24 protein-coding genes are annotated in these 25,918 nt (G+C 73.6%); 13 read left to right on the forward strand and 11 right to left on the reverse strand.

Going from position 1 to position 25,918, the window contains the following annotated elements:
- The first annotated feature begins 107 nt into the window (after positions 1 to 107).
- Together C4J65_RS19135 and C4J65_RS19140 are read left to right on the forward strand one after the other, a co-directional pair.
- The gene (locus tag C4J65_RS19135; RefSeq protein WP_115743504.1) at positions 108 to 1,493 is read left to right on the forward strand and encodes a transcriptional regulator; all 1,386 of its coding nucleotides are present in this window, start codon (positions 108 to 110) and stop codon (positions 1,491 to 1,493) included.
- Between the two features lie 202 nt (positions 1,494 to 1,695).
- Entirely contained in the window at positions 1,696 to 3,438 is a 1,743-nt protein-coding gene (locus C4J65_RS19140; protein ID WP_240330458.1) for a hypothetical protein, read from the forward strand.
- Between the two features lie 52 nt (positions 3,439 to 3,490).
- Here the strand turns inward: C4J65_RS19140 and C4J65_RS19145 are convergent, their stop codons facing one another.
- Complete coding sequence (locus C4J65_RS19145; RefSeq protein WP_115743505.1) at positions 3,491 to 4,807, reverse strand: ABC transporter substrate-binding protein; 1,317 nt, start codon at positions 4,805 to 4,807, stop codon at positions 3,491 to 3,493.
- A 116-nt stretch (positions 4,808 to 4,923) separates the two neighbouring features.
- Between C4J65_RS19145 and C4J65_RS19150 the strand changes: the two genes are divergently transcribed.
- Together C4J65_RS19150 and purU are read left to right on the forward strand one after the other, a co-directional pair.
- Positions 4,924 to 5,424: a hypothetical protein gene (locus tag C4J65_RS19150; RefSeq protein ID WP_115743506.1), complete on the forward strand. Its 501-nt coding sequence runs from the start codon at positions 4,924 to 4,926 to the stop codon at positions 5,422 to 5,424.
- A gap of 73 nt (positions 5,425 to 5,497) precedes the next feature.
- The gene (gene purU, locus C4J65_RS19155) at positions 5,498 to 6,391 is read left to right on the forward strand and encodes a formyltetrahydrofolate deformylase (RefSeq protein ID WP_115743507.1); all 894 of its coding nucleotides are present in this window, start codon (positions 5,498 to 5,500) and stop codon (positions 6,389 to 6,391) included.
- 166 nt (positions 6,392 to 6,557) lie between these two features.
- On the opposite strand, the gene C4J65_RS19160 is transcribed toward purU, so the two are convergent.
- Together C4J65_RS19160 and C4J65_RS19165 are read right to left on the reverse strand one after the other, a co-directional pair.
- Positions 6,558 to 7,790, reverse strand: coding sequence for a zf-HC2 domain-containing protein (locus tag C4J65_RS19160; RefSeq protein ID WP_115743508.1), 1,233 nt, complete (start codon positions 7,788 to 7,790; stop codon positions 6,558 to 6,560).
- On the reverse strand, positions 7,787 to 8,380 hold the full coding sequence (locus C4J65_RS19165; RefSeq protein ID WP_115743509.1) for a sigma-70 family RNA polymerase sigma factor: 594 nt from the start codon (positions 8,378 to 8,380) through the stop codon (positions 7,787 to 7,789). The genes C4J65_RS19160 and C4J65_RS19165 overlap by 4 nt, the downstream gene beginning before the upstream one ends.
- A 330-nt stretch (positions 8,381 to 8,710) precedes the next feature.
- On the opposite strand from C4J65_RS19165, the gene C4J65_RS19170 reads away from it, so the two are divergent.
- From C4J65_RS19170 to C4J65_RS19185, 3 genes are all read left to right on the forward strand, one after another.
- Positions 8,711 to 9,091 carry an STAS domain-containing protein gene (locus C4J65_RS19170; RefSeq protein ID WP_115743510.1) on the forward strand — a complete coding sequence of 127 codons (381 nt, stop codon included), beginning with the start codon at positions 8,711 to 8,713 and terminating at the stop codon, positions 9,089 to 9,091.
- 71 nt (positions 9,092 to 9,162) lie between these two features.
- Positions 9,163 to 9,675, forward strand: a complete 513-nt coding sequence (gene calD / locus C4J65_RS19175) for a calcium binding protein CalD (protein WP_115743511.1) — start codon at positions 9,163 to 9,165, stop codon at positions 9,673 to 9,675.
- A gap of 583 nt (positions 9,676 to 10,258) precedes the next feature.
- Positions 10,259 to 10,735, forward strand: coding sequence for an ATP-binding protein (locus C4J65_RS19185; protein WP_162833601.1), 477 nt, complete (start codon positions 10,259 to 10,261; stop codon positions 10,733 to 10,735).
- A gap of 326 nt (positions 10,736 to 11,061) precedes the next feature.
- On the opposite strand, the gene C4J65_RS19190 is transcribed toward C4J65_RS19185, so the two are convergent.
- Positions 11,062 to 12,123, reverse strand: a complete 1,062-nt coding sequence (locus tag C4J65_RS19190) for a helix-turn-helix domain-containing protein (protein ID WP_240330459.1) — start codon at positions 12,121 to 12,123, stop codon at positions 11,062 to 11,064.
- A gap of 84 nt (positions 12,124 to 12,207) precedes the next feature.
- Here C4J65_RS19190 and C4J65_RS19195 point away from each other — a divergent pair, with 84 nt between their 5' ends.
- Together C4J65_RS19195 and C4J65_RS37070 are read left to right on the forward strand one after the other, a co-directional pair.
- On the forward strand, positions 12,208 to 13,524 hold the full coding sequence (locus C4J65_RS19195) for an MFS transporter (protein ID WP_115743514.1): 1,317 nt from the start codon (positions 12,208 to 12,210) through the stop codon (positions 13,522 to 13,524).
- Positions 13,525 to 13,661: 137 nt separating this feature from the next.
- A complete protein-coding gene (locus C4J65_RS37070) occupies positions 13,662 to 13,793 on the forward strand; it encodes a hypothetical protein (protein ID WP_275898160.1) in 132 nt (43 codons plus the stop codon).
- Here C4J65_RS37070 and C4J65_RS19200 read toward each other — a convergent pair.
- A complete protein-coding gene (locus tag C4J65_RS19200; RefSeq protein ID WP_115743515.1) occupies positions 13,790 to 15,004 on the reverse strand; it encodes an NAD(P)/FAD-dependent oxidoreductase in 1,215 nt (404 codons plus the stop codon). The genes C4J65_RS37070 and C4J65_RS19200 overlap by 4 nt on opposite strands.
- Positions 15,005 to 15,103: 99 nt before the next feature.
- Between C4J65_RS19200 and C4J65_RS19205 the strand changes: the two genes are divergently transcribed.
- Positions 15,104 to 15,724 carry a GNAT family N-acetyltransferase gene (locus C4J65_RS19205; protein ID WP_115743516.1) on the forward strand — a complete coding sequence of 207 codons (621 nt, stop codon included), beginning with the start codon at positions 15,104 to 15,106 and terminating at the stop codon, positions 15,722 to 15,724.
- 7 nt (positions 15,725 to 15,731) lie between these two features.
- On the opposite strand, the gene C4J65_RS19210 is transcribed toward C4J65_RS19205, so the two are convergent.
- The 3 genes from C4J65_RS19210 to C4J65_RS19225 all read right to left on the reverse strand — a co-directional run bounded on the left by C4J65_RS19210 (position 15,732) and on the right by C4J65_RS19225 (position 17,802).
- Complete coding sequence (locus C4J65_RS19210) at positions 15,732 to 16,400, reverse strand: pyridoxal 5'-phosphate synthase (RefSeq protein WP_115743517.1); 669 nt, start codon at positions 16,398 to 16,400, stop codon at positions 15,732 to 15,734.
- A 13-nt stretch (positions 16,401 to 16,413) separates the two neighbouring features.
- Positions 16,414 to 16,839: a pyridoxamine 5'-phosphate oxidase family protein gene (locus C4J65_RS19215; protein WP_115746528.1), complete on the reverse strand. Its 426-nt coding sequence runs from the start codon at positions 16,837 to 16,839 to the stop codon at positions 16,414 to 16,416.
- Between the two features lie 327 nt (positions 16,840 to 17,166).
- Positions 17,167 to 17,802, reverse strand: a complete 636-nt coding sequence (locus tag C4J65_RS19225; RefSeq protein ID WP_115743518.1) for a TetR family transcriptional regulator — start codon at positions 17,800 to 17,802, stop codon at positions 17,167 to 17,169.
- Positions 17,803 to 17,936: 134 nt separating this feature from the next.
- Between C4J65_RS19225 and C4J65_RS19230 the strand changes: the two genes are divergently transcribed.
- The 3 genes from C4J65_RS19230 to C4J65_RS19240 all read left to right on the forward strand — a co-directional run bounded on the left by C4J65_RS19230 (position 17,937) and on the right by C4J65_RS19240 (position 21,916).
- Entirely contained in the window at positions 17,937 to 18,695 is a 759-nt protein-coding gene (locus tag C4J65_RS19230; RefSeq protein WP_115743519.1) for a VOC family protein, read from the forward strand.
- Between the two features lie 219 nt (positions 18,696 to 18,914).
- Entirely contained in the window at positions 18,915 to 21,308 is a 2,394-nt protein-coding gene (locus C4J65_RS19235; protein WP_115743520.1) for a PQQ-binding-like beta-propeller repeat protein, read from the forward strand.
- 71 nt (positions 21,309 to 21,379) lie between these two features.
- Positions 21,380 to 21,916: a hypothetical protein gene (locus C4J65_RS19240; protein WP_115746529.1), complete on the forward strand. Its 537-nt coding sequence runs from the start codon at positions 21,380 to 21,382 to the stop codon at positions 21,914 to 21,916.
- 74 nt (positions 21,917 to 21,990) lie between these two features.
- On the opposite strand, the gene C4J65_RS19245 is transcribed toward C4J65_RS19240, so the two are convergent.
- The 3 genes from C4J65_RS19245 to C4J65_RS19255 all read right to left on the reverse strand — a co-directional run bounded on the left by C4J65_RS19245 (position 21,991) and on the right by C4J65_RS19255 (position 25,871).
- The gene (locus C4J65_RS19245) at positions 21,991 to 22,185 is read right to left on the reverse strand and encodes a hypothetical protein (protein ID WP_115743521.1); all 195 of its coding nucleotides are present in this window, start codon (positions 22,183 to 22,185) and stop codon (positions 21,991 to 21,993) included.
- A gap of 197 nt (positions 22,186 to 22,382) precedes the next feature.
- On the reverse strand, positions 22,383 to 25,358 hold the full coding sequence (locus C4J65_RS19250; RefSeq protein WP_115743522.1) for a BTAD domain-containing putative transcriptional regulator: 2,976 nt from the start codon (positions 25,356 to 25,358) through the stop codon (positions 22,383 to 22,385).
- A gap of 102 nt (positions 25,359 to 25,460) precedes the next feature.
- Positions 25,461 to 25,871, reverse strand: coding sequence for a nitroreductase family deazaflavin-dependent oxidoreductase (locus tag C4J65_RS19255; RefSeq protein WP_115743523.1), 411 nt, complete (start codon positions 25,869 to 25,871; stop codon positions 25,461 to 25,463).
- Positions 25,872 to 25,918: the final 47 nt, after the last annotated feature.

The following is a 25,918-nucleotide window of genomic DNA, read 5'->3' on the forward strand; positions in this document are numbered from 1 at the left end:
TTGTCGGCACATCGACGGGGCATTGATCTTCACGGGCCGGATCCTCTTCGTCCAACGATCCGCCGGGACAGCATCGAGACCGCATGAGACCGCATGGGGGTTACGCCATGGCCGCAAGGCCTCTCGTCGCGCGGCAGCCGAACGAACGACTGCAGGCGCTCATTCAGGAAGCGGGCTGCTCGAACGCGGGCCTCGCCCGCCGGGTCAACGTGTGCGGGGTCGAGCACGGTCTCGACCTGCGGTACGACAAGACCTCCGTGGCCCGCTGGCTGCGCGGACAGCAACCGCGGGGCCGGGCACCGGCGATCATCGCCGAGGCGCTCGGACGCAAGCTCGGCCGCACGGTCACGATCGACGAGATCGGCATGGCCAACGGCAAGAACCTCGCGTCCGGCGTCGGCCTCCAGTTCTCGCCGACGGTACTGGGGGCCATCGAGCAGGTCTGCGAGCTGTGGCGCAGCGACGTGGGACGCCGGGACTTCCTGTCCGGTTCCTCCGTCGCCGCCTCGGCGCTCGTCGAGCCCAGCCGGGACTGGCTGATTTCCGCCCCCGACCCCCAGGTGTCGCGCTCGGCGGGACCGCGGGTGGGCCAGTCCGACGTGGCGGCCGTGCGGGCGATGACGCAGGCCCTGACGGACCTGGACCACCAGTACGGGAGCGGGCACGTGCGCCCGGTCCTCGTGCACTACCTGAACAGCGTCGTCTCCGGCCTGCTTGCCGGCTCCTACCGGGAGGCGGTCGGACGGGAGTTGTTCGCCACGGTCGCGCGACTGACCGAGCTGGCCGGATACATGGCCGTCGACACCGGCCAACCCGGCCTCGCCCAGCGGTACTACATCCAGTCGCTGCGACTCGCGCAGGCGGCCGGGGACCGCGGCTACGGCGGGTACGTGCTGGCCGCCTCCATGAGCCACCTCGCCGCCCAGCTCGGAAACCCGCGCGAGATCGCCCAGTTGGCGCGGGCGGCGCAGGAAGGCGCGCGCGGGCGGGTCACGCCGCGCGCGGAGTCGATGTTCCACGCGGCCGAGGCCCGCGGCCACGCGCTCCTGGGCGACGTACGGGCGGCCCACGAGGCGGCCGGGCGGGCGGTCGGCGCGATGGAGTCGGCCGACCCGGCCACCGGGGACGACCCGGTGTGGATCGCGCACTTCGACGAGGCCTACCTCGCCGACGAGTTGGCGCACTGCCACCGGGACCTCGGACAGGCCGACGCGGCCGCCCGCTACGCGCGGCAGTCCCTGGACGGGCACCCCGAGTCGCGGGCGCGCAGGCGGGCCATCGGCCATGTGCTGTTGGCCACGGCGCAGGTGCAGCAGCGGGAGATCGAACAGGCCTGCAACACGGCGACGAGGGCGGTGGAACTCCTGGAGACCCTGCGCTCCAACCGGGGTGCCGAGTACCTGGACGACTTCCAGGCCCGGCTCGAGCCGTACCGGGAAGAAGCGGTGGTCAGGGAGTTCGGCGCCCGGCTCGATCTGCAGGCCGCCGCGTGAGCGGAGGGGGCACGGAGTGAGTGAACACGCGTGAAATCTCGCCGCGGTGAGCGGAAAGGGACATCAACAGCGCACCGCGGCCCGGTTTTGTTACTGCTGTCACAGGGAAGGAGTTGACGCCCCGGGCGGCGTGGCAGTGGGCTCGGGGGACCCGGTAGCGTGAGCCGACGATTCCGAAGGTCCCCCATTCGTAGGAGTCCCGGTGACGCAGAGTGGACAGGGCGAGGAGCCCTCGGCGCGGCAAGCGCACGAAGGCATCGTGCTGCCCTCGGACGGTGGCGAGCCCTTGCTGCCCGGTCTGGCCGGCGTTCCGGCCGGCCCCCGGGCCGGTGGCCCGGTACCCGCCTCGGCGCCGCCCGGTGGCCAGGCCTGGGACCGGCCCTGGGGCCCCGAGCAGCAGCAGGAACCGCCGCCCGGCCAGGGCTGGCCCACGCCGCCCGGGGCTCAGCCCTGGGGCGCTCCGGAGACCCCGCACCAGCCCGCACCGCCGTCCGCGCGGCAGCCCGCACCGCAGGCCTGGCCGCCCGCCCCCGGCGCGCAGTCACCGGCCCCCGGCGCTCTGCCGCCGCAGGCCGGGCCCGGCCCGCTGCCGCCGGAAGGCGCGCGGCCCCCGTCGTACGGGACGCCGGTGGGCGACCAGTCCTACGGCGCGCAGCCGTCGTACGGGCAGCACCAACAACATCACCAGCACCAGCAACAGCAACAGCAACAGCAACAGCAACAGCAACAGCAACAGCAGCAGCACCAGCACCAGCACCAGCAGTACCCGCAGCACGGCGCGGGTGTCGCGCCGCTGCCGCCCGCCGACGAGGGCGCCACGCAGTACATACCGCCGGTCGGGCCGCCCGCCGACGAGGGCGCCACCCAGTACATACCGCCCATCGCGCCCGCGGGGCCGGGCGCGCTGCCGCCGGAGAGACCCGCGCAGCCGCACGCCGCCGAGTCGACGCAGTACCTCGGCCAGGCACCGCAGTACCCCGTGCAGCCCACGCCCGCCGCACCCGTGCCCCATCCCGACGCCGAGGCCACGCAGTTCATCGCGCCCGTGCCCGGCGGCCCCGCCGGTGCCCCGTTCGGGGCCGGGCCCGGCCCCGACGAGGGACGTCAGCCGCCCGCCGAGTTCGACAACCTCTTCCGCGGCGCTCCCGGCGCCGACGGTCCGGCCTCGGCCACCCAGCAGATGCCCCGCTTCGACGCGCCCCAGGCGCAGTACCCGGGCGACCAGCCCATGTACGCACCGCAGGGCCCGGGCGGTGGCGGTGGCAGGCGGCGCGGGCACGACGACGGCGGCGGCCGCGGCGGCCGCGGCGGCCGCTCCGGTTCCCGGCTGCCGCTCCTCGCGGCCGTCGGCGTGGGCATCGTCGTGGTCGGGGTCGGCGCCGGCGCGATGATGGCCGGCGGGGGAGACGACGAGGACAAGGGCGGCAACCAGACGGTGTCCGCCACGGCCCCCGCCTCCGAATCCGCGTCCGCCGAGCCCTCCCCGACGGTCGACCCGGTCCGGCAGCAGGCCGTCGAGCTGGACAAGCTGCTCGCCGAGAGCGGCACCGGACGCACCACGGTGATCAACGCCGTGGGCGACGTGAAGACCTGCGACAAGCTCCCCCAGGCGGCCAAGGACCTGCGCGAGGCCGCCAAGCAGCGCAGCGGGCTGGTCGACAGCCTCGCCAAGCTGTCCGTGGACGAGCTGCCCCGGCACACCGAGCTGACCACCGCGCTCACCAAGGCGTGGCAGGCCTCCGCGTCGGCCGACAACCACTACGCGACCTGGGCCGACCGGACGGCCGGCAAGAAGGGCTGCAAGAAGGGCAAGGCCGCCACCCAGCCCACGGCGGCCACCCGGGCGAGCGGCACGGCCACCAAGGAGAAGGCCAAGGCCGCGACGCTCTGGAACGCCATCGCCAAGAAGTACGGCCTGACCGAACGCCAGCCGACCCAGCTGTGAGCCGCCCGCCCGGGAACCGTCCGCCGGACGGTCCCCGGGCCCGCCGCCCCGGCTAGGCCACGTCCGCGTTCTGCAGGGTGCGGGTGGTGTCCACGGCGCCGTCGCGGGCCGAGACCAGGCGGCCCTCCCGTACGACCTGGAGGGTGACGTCGGCGTTGACCAGACGGGGGAAGCCGACCGAGGCCAGCTTGTCGGCGAACGTCCACCGGAGGTCGGGCGTGAGTCCGCCCGTGCCGACCCCCGGGCCGTCGTCGAGGGCCCGCCGGACGGTGTCGGCGCTCACCTCGCCGTCGCCGAGCGACTCGACGACCTGCTTGAGCACCGTGTACGCGATCCAGGTCGTCTGCACCCCGGCGTCGGCCGCGTCGACGTCGTTGTCCCCGAACGCCTGCTCCTTGATCAGCCGCTTCAGACCGTCCCAGGCCGGGTCGCTCACCGAGGGGTACCAGCCGGTGACGTACGCCCCTTCGTAGGGCCCGGACGCCCCGCCGCTCGCGTTGATCGTCGTCTGGTCCACGCTGCCGAGCACGGTCGCGGTCCGTACGTCGGTACGGTCCTCGCGGGCCCGCCGGAAGGAGTCCATGAAGGTGCCGGTGCGGTCCCCGAGGACGGGCACCACGCACCCCGGCTCCGACAGGTCGCCGCCGCCCCGCGCCAGCGCCCGCTCGGCCTGGTCGTCGTACGCGGTGGCGTCCTCGGCCGCCCGCTGGTCGTGGGACCGTTCGTGCCCGCCCGAGGTCAGCCCCGAGTCCAGCAGCGCGGGCAACTGGTCGCCCGCGATCGTGTCGGGGCGGACCAGCGTGACCGGCCCGCAGGAGCCGGCGAGCGCGCTGCCGAGCCCCGCGAGCAGCGCCGGCTGGCCCCCGTTGACCGGGTACGACAGCGGACTGGTGAACTCCGTGTTGGTGAGGCCGTATCCGCCGACGTACGGGATGCGGGCGCCCTCGAGGACGGGGAAGAACGAGTCGGCGTGCTGGCTGTAGGAGCCCACCACGGCGACCGCGTTCTCCTTGACGGCACGGCGGGCGCACTTCGCGGCGGCCACGCTGTCGTTGTGGTCGTTGCAGGTCAGGACGTTGAGCTTGCGGCCGCCGAGGCCGCCCTGGGCGTTGATCGAGCGGGCGTAGGCCCGGGCCAGCGCGGGCATGCCCGGCTTGTTGGTCGCGCCGGTGTCCTGCGGCGCCCAGGTCATGACGGTGATCGGGTCGTCCCCGGAGCCCCCCGTGGCACCGGGGACGACCCCGCAGCCGACGGCGAGTGACGCGCACGCCACCAGCGCGCCCGCGGACAGGACGCCGGTGCGGGTGGCCCGGGAGCGGCCGCGGGGGCCGCCGGGGGGAGTGCTGCGGATGGGTCGCCTGCCGGTCATGTCCCCGCACGATTCCGTCACCCGGCCAACCCGGGAGTGACCTGCGGTCAACGCGTGGTGACGCGGAGGTGAATTGCGGGGGCCGGCGGGGCGCGGAGAAGGGGAACGTAGGATCGATGACCGTGCAAGGTTCGGAGAACTCTTCCCGTCGCGGCCGTCGCTCCACCACCATGGGCGGCATGCCACTCAACGACATGCCGTGGTGGCGCTGGCGCAGTCAGGTGCGCTCCGCGCTGCACATGCTCTCCGCCCCCGCCTTCCAGCAGGACGTCTGGCTGGCCGGCGTCGACGGCTACGGGGACGTCACCGACGCCGTGTACCGCCTGGTGGAGGACACCTGGCTGGACCACTGGTCGGCCGAGAAGTACGTGGGCACGGTCTTCCGCGACTCGCAGGAGGCGGCGCTGGTCGACACCGCCGTGCTGCGGGTCCTGCGGATCATGCACCAGGTCGGGCCGGACGCACCGGTGACGGCGTACCTGGAGCACGCGGACTGGCCGGAGGCGGTGCGGGCGGCGCGCGACGCGCACGTACGGCTGGCCACCAGCGACGGCGAGGACCCGGAGGTGCAGCCGCGCACGCTCGAGGTGCTGCAGATCATGACCCGGTCCGCCTGACCGGTCCGCCCGACCGGTCCGCCTGACGGGACGGCACGCGGTCCGGGAGGCCGGATATGGGACCCTGTGCTGCATGAACGCGCAGTCCTCCGCCGCCGTCCCCGCGGCCGACGCCCCGGCCGACCAGTACGTCCTCACCCTGTCCTGCCCCGACAAGCAGGGCATCGTGCACGCCGTCTCGAGCTACCTGTTCATGACCGGCTGCAACATCGAGGACAGCCAGCAGTTCGGGGACCACGACACGGGTCTGTTCTTCATGCGGGTCCACTTCTCGGCCGGCGAGCCGGTGACGGTGGACAAGTTGCGCGCCAGCTTCACCGCGATCGGTGACGCCTTCCACATGGACTGGCAGATCAACCGGGCCGACGCGAAGATGCGCATCGTGCTCATGGTGAGCAGGTTCGGACACTGCCTGAACGACCTGCTCTTCCGCGCCCGGATCGGCGCGCTGCCCGTGGAGATCGCCGCCGTGGTGTCCAACCACACTGACTTCGCGGAGCTGGTGGGGTCCTATGACATCCCCTTCCACCACATCCCCGTGACGAAGGACACCAAGGCGGAGGCCGAGGCCCGGGTCCTGGAGATCGTGCGCGAGGAGAACGTCGAACTCGTCGTGCTGGCCCGCTACATGCAGGTCCTCTCGGACGACCTGTGCAAGGCGCTCAGCGGCCGGATCATCAACATCCACCACTCCTTCCTGCCGAGCTTCAAGGGCGCGAAGCCGTACCACCAGGCGCATGCGCGGGGCGTGAAGCTGATCGGCGCGACCGCGCACTACGTGACGGCCGACCTCGACGAGGGGCCGATCATCGAGCAGGAGGTCGAGCGGGTCGGCCACGACGTCACGCCCGACCAGTTGGTGGCGGTCGGGCGTGACGTGGAGTGCCAGGCGCTGGCGCGGGCCGTGAAGTGGCACGCGGAGCGGAGGATCCTGCTCAACGGCCGCCGGACGGTCGTCTTCGCCTAGCGGGACGGGAGCTTCTGCCTCAAGGGCGGCCGCGGGTGTTCGGTGGTTGCTCGCGCCGTTCCCCGCGCCCCTGAAGGGGCGTTCACCGCACGCCCTCAAGGGGCGCGCGGAACTGCACGACAAGCCTCGACCCACCCGCACCCGCCGACGAAACAGCCACCGCCCCCTACATCCTGCTCAAGCTCGCCGCCGCGAACAGCACGTCCCTGATCGCCTCCCGGTCCCCGACCTGACCCGCCGCCGCCTCCGCCGGAGGCACATGGCCCGCCGCCAGCCGGCAGAACTCCACGCCGTCCAGGGCGACATGCGCCACCTCGTGGTCGGCGGAGCCCACCGCGCCGGGGGAGTCCAGCGGGATGAGCCACTCGCCGCCGCCCGAGCCCTCGATCTCCAGCCGCAGGCTGCGCCCCGGCCCACCCGCGGCGACCAGGTGCGGTCGGCCACCGGGCGTGGCCAGACCGGCCCGGCGGCGGGCCGCGAGGGCGCCCGGCAGCAACCGGGCGGCGAGGTCGATCATGCCGTTGAGATGGCGCGCGGACGGCGGCTCGTACGGATAGTCCACCGCCTCGGCGATGTCCTCCGCGTGCACCCAGCACTCGAACGCCCGGTCCAGCATCGCGTCCCGCAACGGCAGCTCGAAGTCGCCGTACGAGACCGGCATCCCGCCCGAGCCGCCGGTGAACGCCACCGTCCGGACGATGCCGTGGCTCTGGTCACGCCAGGGTGCCCGCACCGCGCGGGTGGGCGGGTAGTGCGAGGCCCGCCAGTACGCCTCCGTGCGGGCGGCCGGTGCGTGGCTGGGCGCGGCGATGTCACCCAGCGGGTCGTCGAGGCCCAGGCCGACGGCGACCGCGCCGTCGACCGTCAGCAGGTGCGCGATGACCCCGGCGACGGTGGTACGGCGGCTCGCGGGGCCGTCGTCCTCGAACCAGCGCAGCCGGACCGGGGCGTGCCACTCGGCGTCCCCGAAGTCCTGGAGCAGCGCGTCGAGGCGCGCGGTCTCGGCATCGTAGGAGGCGGCCCACTCGGGCACCGGGATACGGGGCGGACGCCGCTCCAGGCAGCCCTCCAGGACCCGGGTGCGCAGGGCGGGGTCCAGGTCGAGGCTCTCCGGCCGCTGGAGCAGCGTGACGGCCTCGCGCAGGCGCAGCGCCTCGTCGGCGCAGCTGTCGCACTCCCCGAGGTGCTCGTCGACGGCCGCCGCCTCCCGCGCCGAGCAGGCGGCCAGCGCCCACGCACCGAGCAGCGACGTCAGCACGTGGTGCTCCAGCGCGAGCGGCGCCGCCTCGGGCAGCGCCCGCCCGCCGTCCTCGACGGAGGCGCGGGGCAGCGGTATGCGCGCCCCGGTGCCACCGGCGTCGTCTTCGCCGTTCTCGCCGTTCCCGTCGTACGCCGTCATGCCGCACCTCCGTACCCGGGCGGAGCCGCGGGTGGGCGCGGGGCGGTGCCGGCGTCGCGGGCGGTGGACAGGAGCTGGAGGCCCAGGCGGAGGCGGCGGCGGGCCTCGTCCTCCGTGACCCCGAGGTCGGCGGCGGTCTGGCGGTAGTCGCGGCGCTGGAAGTAGGCCAGCTCCAGCGCGGCGCGCAGGGGAGCCGGCATGGACTGCACGATGTAGTCGGCGCGGGCGGCGACCGAGGCGTGCCGCACCTTGGTCTCCAGCTCCTCCGCGGTGCCCGCCCCGCCCCGCACCAGAGCCGCGGTCTCGGTGGCGCGCAGCCGCTGGACGGCGAAACGGTGGGTGAGGGTGGCGATCCAGGTCCGCAGCGGGCCCTGCCGGGGGTCGTAGGCGTCGGGATGCTCCCAGACGTGCGCGAAGACGTCGCGCGTGATGCGGTCGGCGGCCCGCTCGTCGTCGAGCACGCGGTGCGCCAGGCCGTGCACCAGCGAGGCGAACCGGTCGTACAGCTCGCCCAGGGCGGCGGCCTCCCCACGCGCGAGCCGCTGCTGCATCTTGCGGTCCCAGCGCAGTGGCACGTCCCTCTTCGCCATGCGGTCCCTCCACCCCTTCCCCGGTCCCAGCCTGCGGCCGCCCTCTCCCCGAAATGTAGTCGGCACGTCCGACAGCGCACGCCCCTTTGTTCCAATGTGCGCCCCCGGGCAGCCGGAGGTGATATGCGCCTCCACTACCCTCTATCGTGCGACCACACTCGATCGAACAGGATCGAAACCGTCTGAAACGAGCCACTTCCGACCGGTCCCCGTTTCTGCCGCGGCGTTTGCGGGAACGGCCGGTGGGCAGGCGCGCCGCCAAGAAGCGTAAGCACGGCTTCCGTTTCGGGTGAATCCCGAAGGTTCCAGGCGTTCCGACGAAGGAAGGGCATGGTGGTGACGTTCAACGTGACCGGCGGCGAGCGGGGCCGGTGGGCCGTGCTCCAGGTGTCGGGCGAACTGGACCTGGTGACGTCACCGGTGCTGCGGCAGCGCGTGCACGACGAGGTGGCGGAGGGGCGGCACAGCCTCGTCCTGGACCTCTCCGACGTCCTGTTCTGCGATTCCAGCGGGGTCGGCGTCCTCATCGCGTCCCGGCGGCTCATCCGCTCCTGCCAGGGCAGGCTGCGCCTGATACTGCCCGCCCAGGGCGCCGTCGACGGCTCCCACGTCAACCGCGTCCTCGGCGCGCTGGGAGTGCGCCGGCTCTTCGACTGCCACCCCGACCTCGCCTCGGCGACCGGGGACGAGCCGCGGCCCCTTTCCGCGTAGGCCGCGTCCGGCGTCGTACGCTCCGGGCGAGACGTACCCCGAACACCGACGTGAGGCGGCCGGAGAGAATCATGGTCAACAGCGAGTACGAGCGCAGGATCGCCGCGCGGTTCACCACCTTCGACCAGGACGGCAACGGCCACATCGACCGTTCCGACTTCAGCGGGGCGGCCAAGGCCCTGCTCGCCGAGTTCGGCGTCGCCGCCCGCTCGGACAAGGGCCAGTCCCTGTACGGCGGTGCCGAGGCGCTCTGGCAGGGCCTGGCCGGGATCGCCGACCGGGACGGCGACCAGCGCATCACCCGTGAGGAGTTCGTCACCGGAGCGGTCAAGCGGCTGCGGGACAAGCCCGACCGGTTCGCCGAGATCGCCCGCCCCTTCCTGCACGCCGCCCTGGCGGTCGCCGACACCGACGGCGACGGAGCGGCCACCGTCGCGGACACCGCGCGGGCGCTGACCGCCTTCGGCGTGCCCGAGGACCTCGCCCGGCCGGTCGCCGCCGCGCTCGACACGGACGGCGACGGCAAGGTGGGGGAGGCGGAGATCGTCCCGGCCTTCGCCCGCTACTTCACGGTGCCCGAGTAGCGCGTGCCCGAGTAGCGCGTGCCTGAGTGGCGCGTGCCCGAGTGGCGCGTGCCTGAGTGGCACGTCCGGAGTGGCGCGTACCGGAGTGGCGCGTACCGGAGCGGTGCCCGCCCGGGTGTCGCGGATCGTGGCAGAGCGGCATCACGGAGCGTTGATACCGGGTTGTGTCCGCCGAGTCGCCCGTTACGGCCCGGAGTCGGTGCCACGCTCCGGTACCTTGTGTGGGATGCGAGTGCTCCCGAGCGCCAGCCGTGCCGGAGTTGCCCCCGGGGCGGCTCCGGAACCGGCGGTGTGCGCCTTGCCCCGCAGGGCGGAACGGCCGTCGGCCGCCGCCTGTTCGACTCCTCGGGACGCGCGTCGCACAGTATGCCGCACGCGTACTCCTTCGCGCTGGAATATGCCCGAAGCGCTTGTTGCCGTGACTGTACGTCAACCATGCTGTCCCATAAGGGATTCACGTTCCGTGAACCCTGTCCAGGCCGTTGTTCTGGCCATGCTGGAAATGGCTACGATCGTGGCCCTCATGAGGCGCGAGCCTTGGTGTCCGCCGGTTCGGATGGTGTGAGCGGTGCAGGTGCTTCAAGTGCAGCTGGAGGTCCGTCCAGACCCCTCGGAAGTGGGGCGTGCCCGGCGTTGGGCGCGTTCACGGCTCGCCGGATCGGGGATACGGACCGACGAACCACTCGCCGAGACGCTGGTTCTGCTCGTCTCCGAACTCGTCACCAACGCCGTGGTGCACACCGGGCGTTCGGCGGTGCTGCGGCTGCTGCTGCCGGGCGCGGTGACCGAGGAGACGGAGAAGGCCACCGTCCGCCTCGAGGTGGACGACGCCAGCGACCGGGCTCCCGTGCCCCGTTGCGCGGGCGGCGAGTCGACGGGCGGCCGGGGCCTCGCCCTCGTGGACGGCCTCGCCGACCGCTGGGGCTGGAGCCGGGAGGGCACCGGCAAGCGCATCTGGTGCGAACTGGACCGGCGCAGCGCGGGCGAGGAGGCCCCGCCCGTCCGCGGGAGCGGTGGCGGCGCGGTGGCGTACGAGGGATTCGCGTACGAAGTGGTGTGACGGCCGTGCGCCGGGGTGTGCTTCCGTGCGCGTCCCCGGCGAAGCGGGACACACGTGAGGAAAGCCCCCTCGCCGGTTGACGGATCGTGACCGTTTCCTCACGCTTGTAGGCACGATTCGCCGCGAGGGGACGACGAGGGCCCGGTGACGGGGCCCTCGACGAGCGTGGGTCGTGTCGGCGGCGGTTTCCTCGGGGGCGACGGGAGCCGGGCGGGAGCGCCGGAGTCGGGTGGCGGCGCGCGATGCCGTGCTCGGGGCGGACAACGCCGCGCCGCCGGCCGACGAGTCCCGGGACGGAGCCCGCTCGTTCTCCGCTCGCTCTCCTCTCATTCTCCACAGGCTGTGGACAACTCCGCGCGGAAGGTCCGCCGGTACCCGGTCGGTGTGACCCCGAGCGCCGCCTGAAGATGCTGCCGCATCGACTGGGCCGTGCCGAATCCCGCGTCCTGGGCGACCTGGTCGACCGACAGCGCGGTGGACTCCAGCAGGTGCCGGGCCCGTTCGACGCGCTGCCGGGTGAGCCACTGGCCCGGACTGACACCGACCTCCTCGCGGAAACGGCGGGTGAAGGTACGGACCGACATCGACTCCTGGGCGGCCATGTCCCGCAGCTGGATCGGCTCGTGCAGGCGGTCGAGCGCCCACGCGCGGGCCCCCGTCGTGGACGACTGCTGCGGATCGGGCACCGGCCGCTCGATGTACTGGGCCTGCCCGCCGTCCCGGTGCGGCGGTACGACGGTGCGGCGGGCCACCTCGTTGGCGACGGCGGTGCCGTGGTCCCGGCGCACGATGTGCACGCACAGGTCGACACCGGCCGCGACCCCGGCCGAGGTGAGCACGTCGCCGTCGTCGACGAACAGCACGTCGGCGTCCACCCGCACCTGCGGGAAGAGCCGCTGGAAGTGCTCGGCGGAGGCCCAGTGCGTGGTCGCCGGGCGGCCGTCCAGATACCCCGCCGCGGCCAGTACGAAGCCACCCGTGCAGATCGCGACGAGCCGGGTGCCGGGCCGCACGTGCACCAGCGCGGCGGCAAGCTCCCCGGTCAGCACGCCCTCCTCGTAGACCGGGCCCAGCTCGTAGGAGGCGGGGACGACGACCGTGTCGGCGGTGGCCAGCGCCTCGGGGCCGTTTCCGACCAGGATCTCGAAGTCGGCGTCCGTGACGACCGGGCCCGGCGGCCGGACCGAGCAGGTGACGACCTCGTACAGCGGGCGCCTGTGCTCGTCGCGGGCGAGGCCGAAGATCCGCGACGCGATGCCCAGCTCGAAGGGGAGCAGGCCGTCGAGTGCGAGGACGACGACACGGTGCGGACGGGCGGGGGCGTCGACGACGCTGCGGGCATCGGGGACGCTGCGGGCATCGGGGACGCTGCGGATATCGGGGGCCATGACCCGATCCTATGGCCCGATCCTAGCGAACGGTGTCCTTCGGGCCACTCGCCCGAGTGGTGACCGCTGCGGAGACTCAATGACGTGACCCAGACAACCGACGCCGCAGCAGCTTCCGAGGAACAGCCGCAGCCCACCCGGCCAAGCCGCCGCACCCGGGCGCACCGCGCCTGGTGGGTCGCCGCCGTCACCTTCGTGACGATCATCGGGGCCGCCGCCTTCCGCTCCCTGCCCGGCATCCTCATCGACCCGCTCCACCAGGAGTTCGGCTGGTCGCGCGGCACGATCGGGGCCGCCGTCTCGGTCAACCTCGCGCTCTACGGCCTGACCGCACCCTTCGCCGCCGCGCTGATGGACCGCTTCGGCATCCGGCGGGTGGTCGCCGTCGCCCTGCTGGTGATCGCGCTCGGTTCGGGTCTGACCGTGTGGATGGACTCCGCCTGGCAGCTCATCCTGTGCTGGGGCCTGCTGGTCGGTCTCGGCTCCGGCTCGATGGCCCTGGCCTTCGCCGCGACCGTCACCAACCGCTGGTTCACCGAGCGGCGCGGCCTGGTCACCGGTGTCCTCACCGCCGCATCCGCCTCCGGACAGCTGATCTTCCTGCCGCTGCTGTCCTGGATCGTCGAGACGTACGACTGGCGCCCGGCGGCCGTCACCGTCGCCCTCGCCGCCCTGGCCGTCGTCCCCTTCGTCTGGCTCCTCCTGCACGACCACCCGGCCGACGTCGGCCAGAAGCCGTACGGCGCCGAGGAGTTCGTCCCCAAGCCCGCCCCCGTGCCCGGCGCCGCCCGCCGCGCCCTGACGGTCCTGTTCTCCGCCGTGCGCACCGGCCCGTTCTGGCTGCTGGCCGGCACCTTCGCGATCTGCGGCGCCTCCACCAACGGCCTGATCCAGACCCACTTCGTGCCCGCCGCCCACGACCACGGCATGCCGATCACCGCCGCCGCCTCGCTGCTGGCCGTCATCGGCGTGTTCGACGTGGTCGGCACGATCGCCTCCGGCTGGTTCACCGACCGCTTCGAACCGCGCCGCCTGCTCGCCGTGTACTACGCCCTGCGCGGTGTCTCCCTGCTCTTCCTCCCCATGCTGCTCGCGCCGAGCGTCCACCCGCCGATGATCTTCTTCATCGTCTTCTACGGCCTCGACTGGGTCGCCACCGTCCCGCCCACCCTCGCCCTGTGCCGCGAGCACTACGGCGAGGACAGCGCGATCGTCTTCGGCTGGGTGCTGGCCTCCCACCAGGTGGGCGCCGCCCTCGTCGCCTTCCTCGGCGGCGTGGCCCGCGACCGGTTCGGCTCCTACGACGTGGTCTGGATCGCCTCCGGCGCCCTGTGCGCGGCGGCGGCGCTGATGGCGTTGGTGATCCGGCGGCGGCCGGTTCCGGTGGCCGCGCTGACATGAGCAGGTCGTAAGCTCCCGGGCATGGGGTGGGGGACGGAGCCGGGGGCGGCCAGGGACAGACGCCTGACGTGGTCGAACGACGAGTGGAACGTGGCGGCGGCACTGTGCGCGACGCAGCTGCCACTGGTGTGGCTGGCGTGGTGCGGCTCGACGGTGACTGCGGTGAGGAGACGCGCTGGACGATCAGCGGCAGCGGGCAGGCGCCCGAGCTGTTCGCGCTGTTCGGCGACCCGGACGCCGGTGACCTGCTGATCCTCACCCGGCATTAGCCCGGCAGCCGCGACACCCGCCCCGCCCCCCTTTTCGCGCTCTTCGCGACCGCCCCGGCGATCCGCTCCGCGTCGGTCGCCAGCTCGCGGAGCATGCCGCTGATGGGATTGGTGAAGCCGGTGAAGTACAGGCCGGGGGCGGTGGCCGGGGTGCGGCCCCCGTGCGCGAGCGGTCGCCCGGTGCCGTCGAGGACGCCGAGGTGCCCGACCAGCCCCTCCAGGCCGCGCCGGTACCCCGTGGCCGCGATCACCGCGTCGGGGGCGATGCGGGTGCCGTCGGCCAGCAGGACCTTGCCGTCCTCGAAGCCGTCCATCGCGGCGACGACCTCCACCCGGCCGGAGCGCACCGCGTCGATCAGGCCCACGTCCTGTACCGGGATGGCACCCTCGGCCACCCGGCTGTAGAGCCCGGTGCCGGGACGCGGCAGCCCCTGCGCCGACAGGTCGGGCACGCTGATCCGGGCCAGCGGCCGGGCCAGCCGGTCCACCAGGGCGACCGGCAGCCGCCGGCACAGCACGCCGGTGTACTGGGCGGCCCACCCGGCGGTCGAGCGCCGGACGATGTGCGGCGCCGTGCGCACCGCGAGGCGGACCCGGGCGGCCCCGCCCTCCACCAGGTCCACGGCGATCTCGGCGCCGGTGTTGCCCACTCCGACCACGAGGACGTCCCGGCCGGCGTACGGGGCCGGGGCGCGGTAGTCGGCGGCGTGCCGGAACTCGCCGCTGTACGTGTCCCGGCCCGGCCAGTCCGGGACGCGCGGGGTGTGGTTGTAGCCGGTGGCGACCACCACCGCGGCGCCGGTCAGCTCCCGGCCTCCGGAGGCGTGCAGCAGCCAGCCGGTCCCGTCGGCCGCGCGCTCGACGCGGAAGACCTCGACGCCGGTGACGATCTCCAACTGGTGGTACTCGGCGTATTTCTCCAGGTACCGCACCACGTCGTCCCGGGCCACCCACCGTCCGAAGCGGCGCGGCATCGGCAGGCCGGGCAGCGCCGACAGGCGGCGGGTGGTGTGCAGCCGCAGCCGGTCGTAGTGGCGCCGCCACGAGGAACCGACGTGCTCGGCCCGCTCCAGGACCACGGCCCGCAGACCGCGGGCGCGCAGCGCGTGGGCGGCGGCGAGACCGCCGGGACCGGCGCCTATGACGTACACGGGACGGTCCGCGGGGTGGGCGGGCCGCTGCGGATCAGCGGACACTGTGGAGTCGGCCATGCGGCGAGCGTAACCGCGCCCACGGTTGATGGGTCTCGGTCAAGACCGGAATCGGTTGCGGATCGGTCACGACCTGGACGGGTCGGCTTGAATGGCCGGATGGCCCACACACCGATGTACACCCTCGACCCCGCCCTCCTCTCCCGTACCGAACCGCGTGGACACGGCCTGCGCCTGGGCGCCTGGGACGCCGGCTCGGACGCCGACGCCCACACCTGGCTGCGCGGCCACCTGGACCCCGACTTCCAGCGCTGGAACACGCCCCTGAAGCTGTGGACCGACCTTGCCGGGGCCCGCGAGTCGCTGCGCGGGCGGGCGCGGGAGGCGGCGGACGGCAGGTCGGCGTCGTTCCGGATCACGGACGACGAGAGCGCCACGACGCTCGGGCACCTCGGCATCGGCGAGATCAGCACGCGGCTGAGGACGGCCCGGGTCGGCTACTGGGTGCTCCCCGAGGCCCGCGGCCGGGGCGTCGCCACCCGGGCCCTGCTCCTCGCCTCGCGCTGGGCCTACGCGGAACTCGGCCTGCACCGTCTGGAACTGGGCCACGCCGTGGGCCACGACGCCTCCTGCCGGGTCGCCGAACGGAGCGGCTACGTCGCCGAGGGGACCCTGCGCGAGGCGATGTTCGAAACCGGCCGGCACGACGCGTTCCGGGACGTGCACCTGCACGCCCGGCTGGCGACGGACGAGGAGCCGACGCCGCCCGGCGCGCGGTGAGTGCCGTTCACGGCCACAGCAACCGCCGGTCCCAGCCCTCCTCCGCCGTCCGCCGGTAGGCCAGCCGGACGTGCCGCCGATGGGCCTCGCCCTGGAAGAACTCCACCTCGTCGGGGCGCAGCCGGTACAGCGTCCAGGACGGGACCGGGGCGTCCGGCTCCCGCTCGGCCCGCTCCCAGGCCGCCCCGGAGGCGCGGGCCAGTTCGTCCGCCGAGCCCAGCTCCGCGCTCTGCCGCCCGGTCAGCGCGGCGGCCAGCGCGCCGGTCGACCGCACGTGCAGATCGGCCCGCGCCTGATCGGCCGGGGCGACGGCGACCGGTCCGCGCAGCCGCACCTGGCGGCCCAGCACCGGCCAGTAGAAGACGAGCGCGGCGTACGGGCGGGCGGCGAGATGGCGGCCCTTGCGGCTGTCGGCGTGGGTGGCGAAGGCCCAGCCGTCCGCGTCCGCGCCGTGCAGCATCACGATGCGCGCGTCCGGCAGACCCTCGGCGTCCGCCGTCGCAAGCGACACCGTGTGCGGCTCTGGTTCCCCGGCCGCGACCGCCTCGGCGAACCACCGGGTGAACAGCTCCAGCGGGTCACCGGGCGCGCCGGCCGGGTCGAGGGGCGGCAGTTCGGTGACCGCGGGGTCCCACACCCGCAGCGACCTCAGCAGCTCGTGGAGATCGGTTCCCATGCCTGCCCGGGGCTCACACGGAGCCGAGGTCGGAGGAGACCCAGCGTTCGGGGCGCATCCGGACGACGACCTGCTCACCGTGGTTGGCCGAGGCGAAGGCGACGTAACCGTCGACCTTCTCCGCCGCGAGGTAGCGCGCGGAGATCTCCCGCAGGTGCTCCTCGGTCGCGGTGACGGTCTCGACGACCGGCCCCTCCACCGACACGTAGCGGATGGTGGGCTCCAGCCGGTCGACCATCAGCGAGAACCGGCCCGCCTTGCTGATCAGCCGGTTCTTGCGGCTGTCCAGGCCCGTCATGATCCACACCTCGCCGCCGGGCGCGTACTGGTACCAGATCGGCACGGTCAGCGGGGCACGGCCCGCCCCCGCGTCGACCGCGAGCGCGGCGACGTGCGGCTCGGCCAGGAACGTCTCGCGCTCTTCGCGGGTCAGGGCCACGGCGGTCTCCTCCAGCGGATGCGGATGCGGATGCGGATGCGGATGCGTGCGGGTACGGATGCGTGCGGGTGCCGATGCGGAACACAACGTCGGCCGGGCGGGCGGCTGTTCCCGGCCGGGGCCGTCACGGGTGCTGAACTTCGAGGCGCTGGACGTCGTGCCGGTGCGGCCGCGGGGCCGGGGCACGGTCGCCGAGTTCGAGCGGGCGGGCCGACGAGGGCGAAAGGCTGGAGGTGCGGAGGCGAGGAGGTGCGGAGGCGCGGAGGTGCGGAAGTGCGGCAGGCGGCGACGCGGCGCGGCGGAGATGACAGGCTGCCGCGCGGCGTACTACTTGACGGGCTTCTTTCCGGTGATACCGAGATACGTCAACAGAGCGAGATGCGGCTTGAGTTCAGCCTGTTTGACGCCCCACGAGGAGAAGCCCCTCTGGTGCGAGGCGGCGGCCGCGAGCATGACGACCAGCGACCCGGCGATCGCCGCGGGGTTCACGTCCTTGTCGACCTTGCCCTTTGTCTGGAGATCGGCGACGGAATCCGTGAGGGGGGAATTCACCGAGTTAAGGATCTTCATGCGGATTTTGGCGAATCGCTTGTCGCCCTCCGCCGCGCCGAGATCCACCACGCGCAGAATGGCGTCGTTCTTCCGCCAGAACTCCAGGAATCCGTCGACGAGTTCCTGTGCCGTCTGCCAGCCGGCCTTGCCGACCCACGAGCGGCCCGCCGTCAGTTCGGCCAGCGAGGAACTCTCGGCGGCCATGCGCTCGGCGATCTCCAGTACGGCGCCCTCGACGTCCGGGAAGTACTGGTAGAAGGTCGCGGGCGACGTGCCCGCCTTGCGGGCGACATCGATGACTTTGACATCGCGATAGGGGGAGGAGCTGAGCATTTCGCTGAGGCAGTCGAGCAGTTTCTGCCTGGTCGCCTGCCCACGCCGACCGGCCACGCGGCCGTCGACGGTACGCACTTGTCCTGTCATGCCGTCAGCTTACCGACGGGTGATCCGAGCGCGATTCGGCCGACTGCAAATGGGGTGCGGGACGGGAAAGTGACTGGTGTGCCTGGTCTGCGCGGTGCGGGTGACGCGGTTACTTTGACGGCATGGCCGAAAACGGGGCATTCGAGAAGAGGCGCGAGGGCGTCCCCTGCTGGGTGGACGCACAGCTCTCCGACGTGGCGGCGGGCAAACGCTTCTACGGCGAGCTGTTCGGCTGGACCTTCCAGGAGGAAGAGGGGGAGGCCGAGGGGAGCCCCTACCGGGCGGCGGCGGAGTCCGTACGGGCCTGTCTGGACGGGGAGCCGGTCGCCGCGCTGGTCCGCAAGACGGACGGCCGGATGCCCACCGTGTGGTCGGTGTACTTCCACACCCCGGACGCCGCCGCCCTCGGCGCGCGGATCCGGGCGGGTGGCGGTCAGGTCGTCACCCCGCCCCATCCGCTCGGCGACCTGGGCACCGTCGCCCTCGCCGCCGACCCCGACGGTGCGGTCTTCGGGCTCTGGCAACCGGGCCGGCGTACCGGCTTCGGGCGCCGGCACCGGCCGGGCACCTTCGCCTGGGCCGAGCTGTACACCCGGGACACGGAGGCCGCCAACGCCTTCTACGGCGACCTGTTCCACGAGGCGCTCTTCGGCCCGGACGCGTCCCCCGGCCTCGGCCGGGCCCAGGTCTCCGACGTCTTCCCCGCCGAGATGCCACCGCACTTCCTCGTCCACTTCCTGGTCGAGGACGTGGACGCCGGGCTCGCGACGGTGGCCCGGCTCGGCGGGCGGGTGCGGGTGCCGCCCTTCGGGACGTCGTACGGGCGGGTGGCCGTGGTCTCGGACGGCCAGGGGGCGTCGTTCGCGCTGCTGCAACGCTGAACCGGCGGCCAGGCCGCCGAACGGGGCCGGGAACGGGCCGCGTGGGGGCTCCTTGCCCGGAATCAGGCAAGACACCCCGATTGTCGCCAGGTTCGCCACCAGCGCCTCGGACAGGAAGAATCGGGGTGCGTGGCGCCACGGAGGTGCGGTGGTGAGACGCTGCACTTCGGTCGCGTGCATATGTGGGTGGCGCGGCCCGTACGGGGAGGTGGCAGGCAAGTGGTGGATCAGCTGACACAGCACGATCCGCGGCGGATCGGGCCGTTCGAGGTGCTGGGGCGGCTCGGCGCCGGCGGCATGGGGCTGGTCTATCTCGCGCGCTCGGCGTCCGGGCGGCGCGTGGCGATCAAGACGGTGCGCACGGAACTGGCGGAGGACCAGCTGTTCCGCGTCCGTTTCACCCGCGAGGTGGAGGCGGCCCGCGCGGTCTCGGGCTTCTACACGGCGGCCGTGGTCGACGCCGACCCGCGGGCCGCCGTGCCGTGGCTGGCCACGGCCTACGTGCCCGCCCCCTCCCTCGAGGAGATAGTGAACGAGTGCGGGCCGATGCCGGCCCAGGCGGTGCGCTGGCTGGCGGCCGGCGTCGCGGAGGCGCTCCAGTCGATCCACGGCGCGGGCCTGGTCCACCGCGACCTGAAGCCCTCCAACGTCCTCGTCGTCGAGGACGGCCCCCGCGTGATCGACTTCGGTATCGCGTCCGGCGTCTCGAACACCCGCCTGACCATGACGAACGTGGCCGTCGGCACCCCCGCCTACATGTCCCCGGAGCAGGCGAAGGACTCCCGCAGCGTCACCGGGGCCAGCGACGTGTTCTCGCTCGGCTCGATGCTGGTCTTCGCCGCCACCGGCCACCCGCCCTTCCACGGCGCCAACCCGGTCGAGACCGTCTTCATGCTGCTGCGCGAGGGCCCCGACCTGGAGGGCCTGCCCGACGAGCTGCGCCCGCTCATCGAGTCCTGCATGCAGATGGAGGCCACCGGCCGCCCCAACCCGGCCGACCTCCAGGCCCAGCTCGCCCCGCACCTCTTCGGCTCCGGCTCCGACGACAGCGGTACGGCGTCGGCGTGGCTGCCCGAACGGGCCGTGGGCCTGATCGAGGGACGCCGGGGCGGCCGGCCCGCCGTCAAGCCCGCCACCACGGCCGGCGGCCGCGGCCCGTCCGGCGCCCGTGCCCCCGTCCACGCGCCCCCGCTGCCGCCCCCGCCCGCGCACGACCCCGTCGTACCGGCGCCGCCCGCGCACGGCCCGGCGGTGCCCGTTCCGGTCGGCGCCCCCGACGGCGGGCCGGTCCGGCTGCCCGGCGCGGCGGTGCCCATCGGGCCCGGCCCGCGCGTCGCCGACATGCGCGTCGCCGCCGTCGCCGCGCCCCCGCCGGAGTCCGCCCTCGCCGGGTCCTGGTCCCGCCCGCGCCCCGGCGTCAACGGCGCCGACCCGGCCGTACCGGCCCCGTCCGTGGCGGCCCCCTCCCCGGAGGCCTCGCCGGCCGGGTGGCGCCCCTGGCGGTTCCGCATGTCCAACGACGTCTGGGGCACGCCGCGCGTCGCCGAGGACCTGGTCTACGTCACCTCCTTCGAGGTGCACGCCCTGGACGTGGCGACCGGACGCCGCCGATTCAAGACCCGGGACGTCGCCTGGTCGATGGCGGTCGCGGACGGCCGTATCCACGCTTCCGACGGACCCACCCTCTTCGCCCTGGACGCCCGGGAGGGCGCCGACCTCTGGCGGGTGCAGACCGACGCCTGGGTGTACTCGCTCCAGGCCGAGCGCGGCACCGTACTCACCGCCACCCGCGGCGGCGGCGTCCAGGCCTGGGAGGCCTCGGCCGGCCAGAAGCTGTGGGAGGTCACCGGCGCGCAGACCGACTTCGAGTCCCCCGAGGCGGGCGCCGCGCTGCACGACGGCACGGCCTACGTCTGGCAGGACGCCCGCCTGCGCGCCCTGGACGCCCGTACCGGCGACGAGAGATGGTCGTACCCGATCGGCGACGCCGCCTCCTGCGGCGGCGTCCCGGTCCGCCTCACCCGGGCGCCCGACGGCTACGTGTACGTCGCGGCCGGCACCCGGGTGCTCGCCCTGGAGGTCGCCTCCGGCCACGTCCGCTGGCACTTCGAGGCCCCGGCGGTCTTCCTGGCGCCGCCCACCTTCGTGCCGGGCCCGGCCGTGACCGGCGGCGGCGTCTACCTGGCCGACTACCTGGGCACCGTCTACGCCCTCGACGCGACCGACGGCCGCGACCGCTGGCGCATCGCGACCGAGGCCCGCTCCTCGACCGACCCGGTCCTGGTCGCCGCCGGCCATGTCCACGTGGGCAGCGGCAAGGGCCTGTACACCCTGGACGCGGTCACCGGAACGCCCAAGTGGCGCTTCCAGGCGGGCGGCGACATCGTGGGCGCGCCCGTCGTCGCCGAGGGCCGCATCCACTTCGGCTCGACCGACCACCTGCTCTACACGCTGAAGGCCGACGACGGCCGCCTGCGCTGGAAGCTCGCCACCGGCGGCGAGATCACCGGCCCCCCGGTCGTCCGCGACGGCATCGTGTACGCGTGCAGCAAGGACCGCTGCGTCTACGCCCTGGACGCGGAGAAGGGCACCGGGACGGCCCGCACGGCGTGAAGCGGTACGGCGTGACGGCCCGTGCCCGGCCGGTGACGTGTCCGTGACATGCGCGGACTAGCGTGATCTTCATGACGACACGGGGGCGAGCACTCAGGTACACGGCGATCTCGGCACTGGTGGTCCTCAGCCTGACCGGCTTCTCGACCGGCCGCCACGGCCACGGAGGCGACGGGTCGGGCGGCGGCTGCAGCAGCTCCGGCCAGGACCACGACGGTTCGTCGTCCACGTCGGGCGGCGGCGACGCCTACAAGGACGACGACGACACGTACGGCACCGGCGGCAGCGGCTACCACGACGACGACACCTACGACGACGACACGGGCAGCGGCGGCGGCAGCGGCGAGGCAGAGGGTGCGGTCCTGAACCTGATCACCTGCGTCAGGGTGGACCAGCCGTGGGCCACCGTCGAGGTCAGCAACCCGAACGCCGTCGAGCAGACGTTTCCGGTCACGGTCCTCTTCAAGGACGCGGACGGCACGACGATCGACGAAGGCACCGAGGAAGTCACCGTCCCCGCGGACGGCGTGAGCGCGGTCCGCGTCCCCTTCGACGGCTCCGGCACCCCGGACCACTGCGAACCGAGACAGCCGGACTCCGTCTCCTGAATCCCCGGGCACACGTCGGCCGCGGCGGCTCCCCCTCCGCGCCGCCGCGGCCGATCCCCGTGCGGGAAAAAGGTCTACTTGCCGTCGCCGTCCAGGTCCAGGGCGGGAGGAGCGGGGGCGTGGTTCTCCAGGGTCGTGATCTGTTCCTCGGCCGGCGGCTGCGGAGCGTGGTTCTCCAGGAGCTTGGCCTCGGCGCTGCCGACGGGCGGGGCCGGAGCGTGGTTCTCCATGGTGACGACGTCCGTCGGCTTCTTCTCGGTCTCGCTCATGCTGCACCCCTGGGACTCGTTGCGTACGGTGTCGATCGCCTCTGTCCGGCGACTCCCCCGAGTATCGCCGGACAGAGGCCCTGCGCGGTCTCCCGGCCGGGCGACCGCGGTGACCCGTCTGCCCCCCGACGCGACGGATCCGGATAAGAGCTTGGCCCGTGGTCATAAACGTTCGATGAACGCCCGCCCCGGCGCCGTTATGCGGCGTCGACGGGTGCCGCGAGCAGGTGGCGCACCTCCGACGCCTCGGGAGCGTCGGCCCGCTCCAGCAGCGTCAGGGCCTCGAGCCAGCAGGCGCGCGCCCGATCGCTCTGCCCCAGCGAGCTGAGGCTCTGCCCCAGGGTGTTCAGGATGCTGCCCCGGATGAGGTCACCGCCGATGAAACCGATCGCCAGCGACTGTTCCGCGTGCTGGGCCGCCGCCGCGGGCCGTTGCGCGGCCAGGTGCAGCTGCGCGATGCGGAAGTGGGCGGTGCCCTCCCACAGGCGTTGGCGGTTGTTGCCGAACATCACGAGGGCGTCCTGCATCTGCCGCAGGCCCTCCTCGTGCCGGGCCGCACGCAGCAGCGCCACCCCGAGCGCGTAACGGGCGTTCGCGAGGCGCAGCGTGAGGCCGAGCTGACGGAAGATCTCCACACCCTGCTGCGCCAGTGCGATCGCGCTGCGGGTGCGGTTCATGCGTTCGTGGAGCCGCGAGAGGTTGCACAGGGCGCTCGCCTCGCCGGGACGGTTGTCGTCCGAGCGGTAGCCGTCCCGGGCGATCGTCAGGAGCTCTTCCGCCTCCTCGTAACGCCCCTGGCTGAGAGCGATGATGCCGCGGTCGGTGGCGGCCCAGCCGATGGGCGTGGAGTCCGCCGCCTCGGTGGCGAGCTGGATGGCGATCCGCGCTTCGTCGTCCGCCTTGGAGTACTGGCCGGCCGCCAGGCAGACATTGGACAGAGCGGTTCTGGCCCGGCTCTCCGCCCGGATGTCCGCGGCGGCCCTGGCGGCGTCCCGCAGCGTCGTCGCGGCCGTCTCGTACTGCCTGGCATTGGCTCCGGACTCGGCCAGGTCCTTGGTCGCCCAGAGCAGGTCGACCGCCCGGCGCAGTTCGCTTCCCGTCACCTGTTGCTGTGCGCAGGCCAGCAGGTTCTGGGCCTCCGTGAAGAGCCAGTCCAGAGCCTCGCTGCGGTCCTCGAACGCGAGGCCCGGGTAGGAGGTGGGTTCCAGGTGCTCGACCGTCCGGTCCCCCGGCCGTTCGATCGCGTACACCCCCGCCGCCGTCGCCAGGTAGAAGTCCAGCAGGCGGGACAGCGCCGCCGCGCACTCGCTCGGCGGATCCTCGTCCCGTTCGGCGCACGCACGCGCGTAGAGGCGGACCAGGTCGTGGAAGCGGTAGCGGCCCGGGGCCGCCGATTCGAGCAGCGAGGTGTCGACCAGGGACTCCAGGAGGTCCTCCGTGTCCTCCGCCGGGAGGTCCAGGACGGCCGCCGCCGCCGCGAGCGAGATGTCCGGGCCGTCGGCCAGGCCCAGCAGGCGGAAGGCGCGGGCCTGGGCCGGCTCCAGCTGGCCGTAGCCCAGTTCGAAGGTGGCCTCGACCGCCTGGTCGCCGGCCTGCAGCTCGTCCAGCCGGCGTCGTTCGTCCGCCAGCTTCGCGGCCAGGACCGAGACCGTCCAGGTGCGGCGGGCGGCCAGCCGGGACGCGGCGATGCGGATCGCCAACGGCAGGAAACCGCACGCGCCGACCACGTCGAGCGCCGCCTCCCGCTCCGAGGCGACCCGCTCCTCGCCCACGATTCTCGTGAAGAGGGCCAGCGCCTCCTCGGGCGACATCACGTCCAGGTCGACGAGGTGCGCCCCGGCGAGGTCCACCATCCGCACCCGTGCCGTGACCAGCGCGGCGCAGCCGTCCGTGCCGGGCAGCAGGGGCCGCACCTGGGCGGCGTCGCGGGCGTTGTCCAGCAGGACGAGGACACGGCGGCCGTCCAGGACGGAGCGGTACAGGGCGGCCCGCTCCTCCAGGGAGTCCGGGACGGCCGAGTCGGCCGTGCCCAGGGCCCGCAGGAAGGCGCCGAGCACCGTCTCCGGCTCCGCGGGCCGCGCGCCGGCGCCCTGGAGGTCGACGTACAGCTGCCCGTCCGGGAAGGCGGCCCGCGCCTGGTGGGCGACGTGCACCGCGAGGGTCGTCTTGCCGACGCCGCCGATGCCGGCCAGCGCCGAGACCGCCATCACGCGGCCCGACGCCGACTCCCCGGACGCCGCGGACAGGACGCCGCTCAGCTCCCGGACGAAGGCCGCACGACCGGTGAAGTCCGGCACCGTCGCCGGAAGTTGTGCCGGGCGGACGGTGGCCGTCGCGGTCTCCGCGGTGGCCGCCGAGGGCTCGGCCAGGTCCGGGTCGGCCTGGAGGATGCGCTGCTGGAGCTCCTGGAGGCCGGGGCGCGGGTCGACGCCCAGCTCGTCGGCGAGCAGGCGGCGCGTGTCCGCGTAGACGGCGAGGGCCTCCGCCTGGCGGCCGCTGCGGTACAGGGCCAGCATCAGCAGCTCGCGCAGGCGTTCGCGCAGCGGGTGGGCCGCCGTGAGTGCCGTCAGTTCCGAGACCGCCTCGGCGTGACAGCCCTGGTCGAGGTCCATGTCGAGGCGTGTTTCGAGGAGTTGGAGCCGCCATTCCCCGAGCCGGACGCGCTGTGTCTCCGCGTACGGCCCCGGCACGCCGGCCAGCACCTCGCCGTCCCACAGGGCCAGCGCCCGGCGCAGCAGGTCACGGGCGTGGCACAGGTCCCCGGAGCTCCTCGCCTTCTCGGCCTCCGCGGCCAGGTCCTGGGCCCGCGCCAGGTCCAACGCGCCCTCGGCCAGCCCCCGTACGGCGTACCCGCCCGACTCGCTGACCAGTACGCCAGGGTCGAGGACCTTGCGCAGCCGGGACGCGTACGTCCGCACCGCCGCCAGCGCCTGCGACGGCGGTTCCTCGCCCCACAGGGCGTCGATCAGCTCGGCCGCCGTGGCCGTACGGCCCTCGCGCAGCAACAGGGCGGCCAGCAGCGCGCGCTGCTGCGGGGAGCCGGTGGCCAGCGTCTCCCCGTCCCGCCAGGCGCGCACCGGTCCGAGCACCCCGAAGCGCAGCGCGCCCGATTCCTCCCCTTCCGCCGGGAATCCGGGACGCCGCTGCTCCGGAACCCGCGGTCCATCGTCCATGCCGTCCCCCTAGACATCCTGAGCAACCACGTCAGTTTGCCTTGTTCATGCCGACCACGTCAGCCGTGGGAGACGCCGATCACAGGTTCTTCATCAGCTTCTTTACCGCTGCCCCTCCAACTCCACCCGTACCGTGAGCAGCCCCGTCCCGACGCCCATCGCCCGCACCGCCATGCTGTTGAAGCGGGGGAGGCGGCGCAGGCGGGCGAGCGGGTCGTCGTCGGGAAGGAGGTGGGCCGTGCCCGGGTGCCAGCGGCCCCGGATGCGCACCCGTACCCGCGGGTCGGCCCGGATGTTGCGGATGTACTGCGAGCGCTCGCCGAACTCCGAGACCAGCCAGAAGGAGTCGCCCTCGCGGCGGCCGCCCACCGGTGTGCGGCGGGGGAGCCCCGAGACGCGGCCGGTGGTCTCCAGCAGGGTCTGGCCGGGCAGGCGGCGCACGACGGCGTTCAGCCGGCGCTGGAAGGCCGTGACGGTCCGGTACTTCCGCTCGGGGTTCGGCGGTTTCGGCATCGTGGTCCGCGCTCCGTCTCGCTCGGGGGCTCCGCGATCGGTCCCGG

It is taken from the genome of Streptomyces sp. CB09001, from assembly GCF_003369795.1.
Lineage (GTDB): Bacteria > Actinomycetota > Actinomycetes > Streptomycetales > Streptomycetaceae > Streptomyces.

Coding starts and splice junctions, on each gene's coding strand:
- calD (WP_115743511.1), top strand. CDS start 9,163: ATGGTCAACAGCGAGTACGAGCGCAGGATCGCCGCGCGGTTCACCACC.
- C4J65_RS19160 (WP_115743508.1), bottom strand. CDS start 7,790: ATGACGGCGTACGACGGGAACGGCGAGAACGGCGAAGACGACGCCGGT.
- C4J65_RS19200 (WP_115743515.1), bottom strand. CDS start 15,004: ATGGCCGACTCCACAGTGTCCGCTGATCCGCAGCGGCCCGCCCACCCC.
- C4J65_RS19230 (WP_115743519.1), top strand. CDS start 17,937: ATGGCCGAAAACGGGGCATTCGAGAAGAGGCGCGAGGGCGTCCCCTGC.
- C4J65_RS19245 (WP_115743521.1), bottom strand. CDS start 22,185: ATGAGCGAGACCGAGAAGAAGCCGACGGACGTCGTCACCATGGAGAAC.
- C4J65_RS19205 (WP_115743516.1), top strand. CDS start 15,104: ATGGCCCACACACCGATGTACACCCTCGACCCCGCCCTCCTCTCCCGT.
- C4J65_RS19240 (WP_115746529.1), top strand. CDS start 21,380: ATGACGACACGGGGGCGAGCACTCAGGTACACGGCGATCTCGGCACTG.
- C4J65_RS19150 (WP_115743506.1), top strand. CDS start 4,924: ATGACCGTGCAAGGTTCGGAGAACTCTTCCCGTCGCGGCCGTCGCTCC.
- C4J65_RS19165 (WP_115743509.1), bottom strand. CDS start 8,380: ATGGCGAAGAGGGACGTGCCACTGCGCTGGGACCGCAAGATGCAGCAG.
- C4J65_RS19250 (WP_115743522.1), bottom strand. CDS start 25,358: ATGGACGATGGACCGCGGGTTCCGGAGCAGCGGCGTCCCGGATTCCCG.
- C4J65_RS19145 (WP_115743505.1), bottom strand. CDS start 4,807: ATGACCGGCAGGCGACCCATCCGCAGCACTCCCCCCGGCGGCCCCCGC.
- C4J65_RS19190 (WP_240330459.1), bottom strand. CDS start 12,123: ATGGCCCCCGATATCCGCAGCGTCCCCGATGCCCGCAGCGTCCCCGAT.
- C4J65_RS19210 (WP_115743517.1), bottom strand. CDS start 16,400: ATGGGAACCGATCTCCACGAGCTGCTGAGGTCGCTGCGGGTGTGGGAC.
- purU (WP_115743507.1), top strand. CDS start 5,498: ATGAACGCGCAGTCCTCCGCCGCCGTCCCCGCGGCCGACGCCCCGGCC.
- C4J65_RS19170 (WP_115743510.1), top strand. CDS start 8,711: ATGGTGGTGACGTTCAACGTGACCGGCGGCGAGCGGGGCCGGTGGGCC.
- C4J65_RS19255 (WP_115743523.1), bottom strand. CDS start 25,871: ATGCCGAAACCGCCGAACCCCGAGCGGAAGTACCGGACCGTCACGGCC.
- C4J65_RS19135 (WP_115743504.1), top strand. CDS start 108: ATGGCCGCAAGGCCTCTCGTCGCGCGGCAGCCGAACGAACGACTGCAG.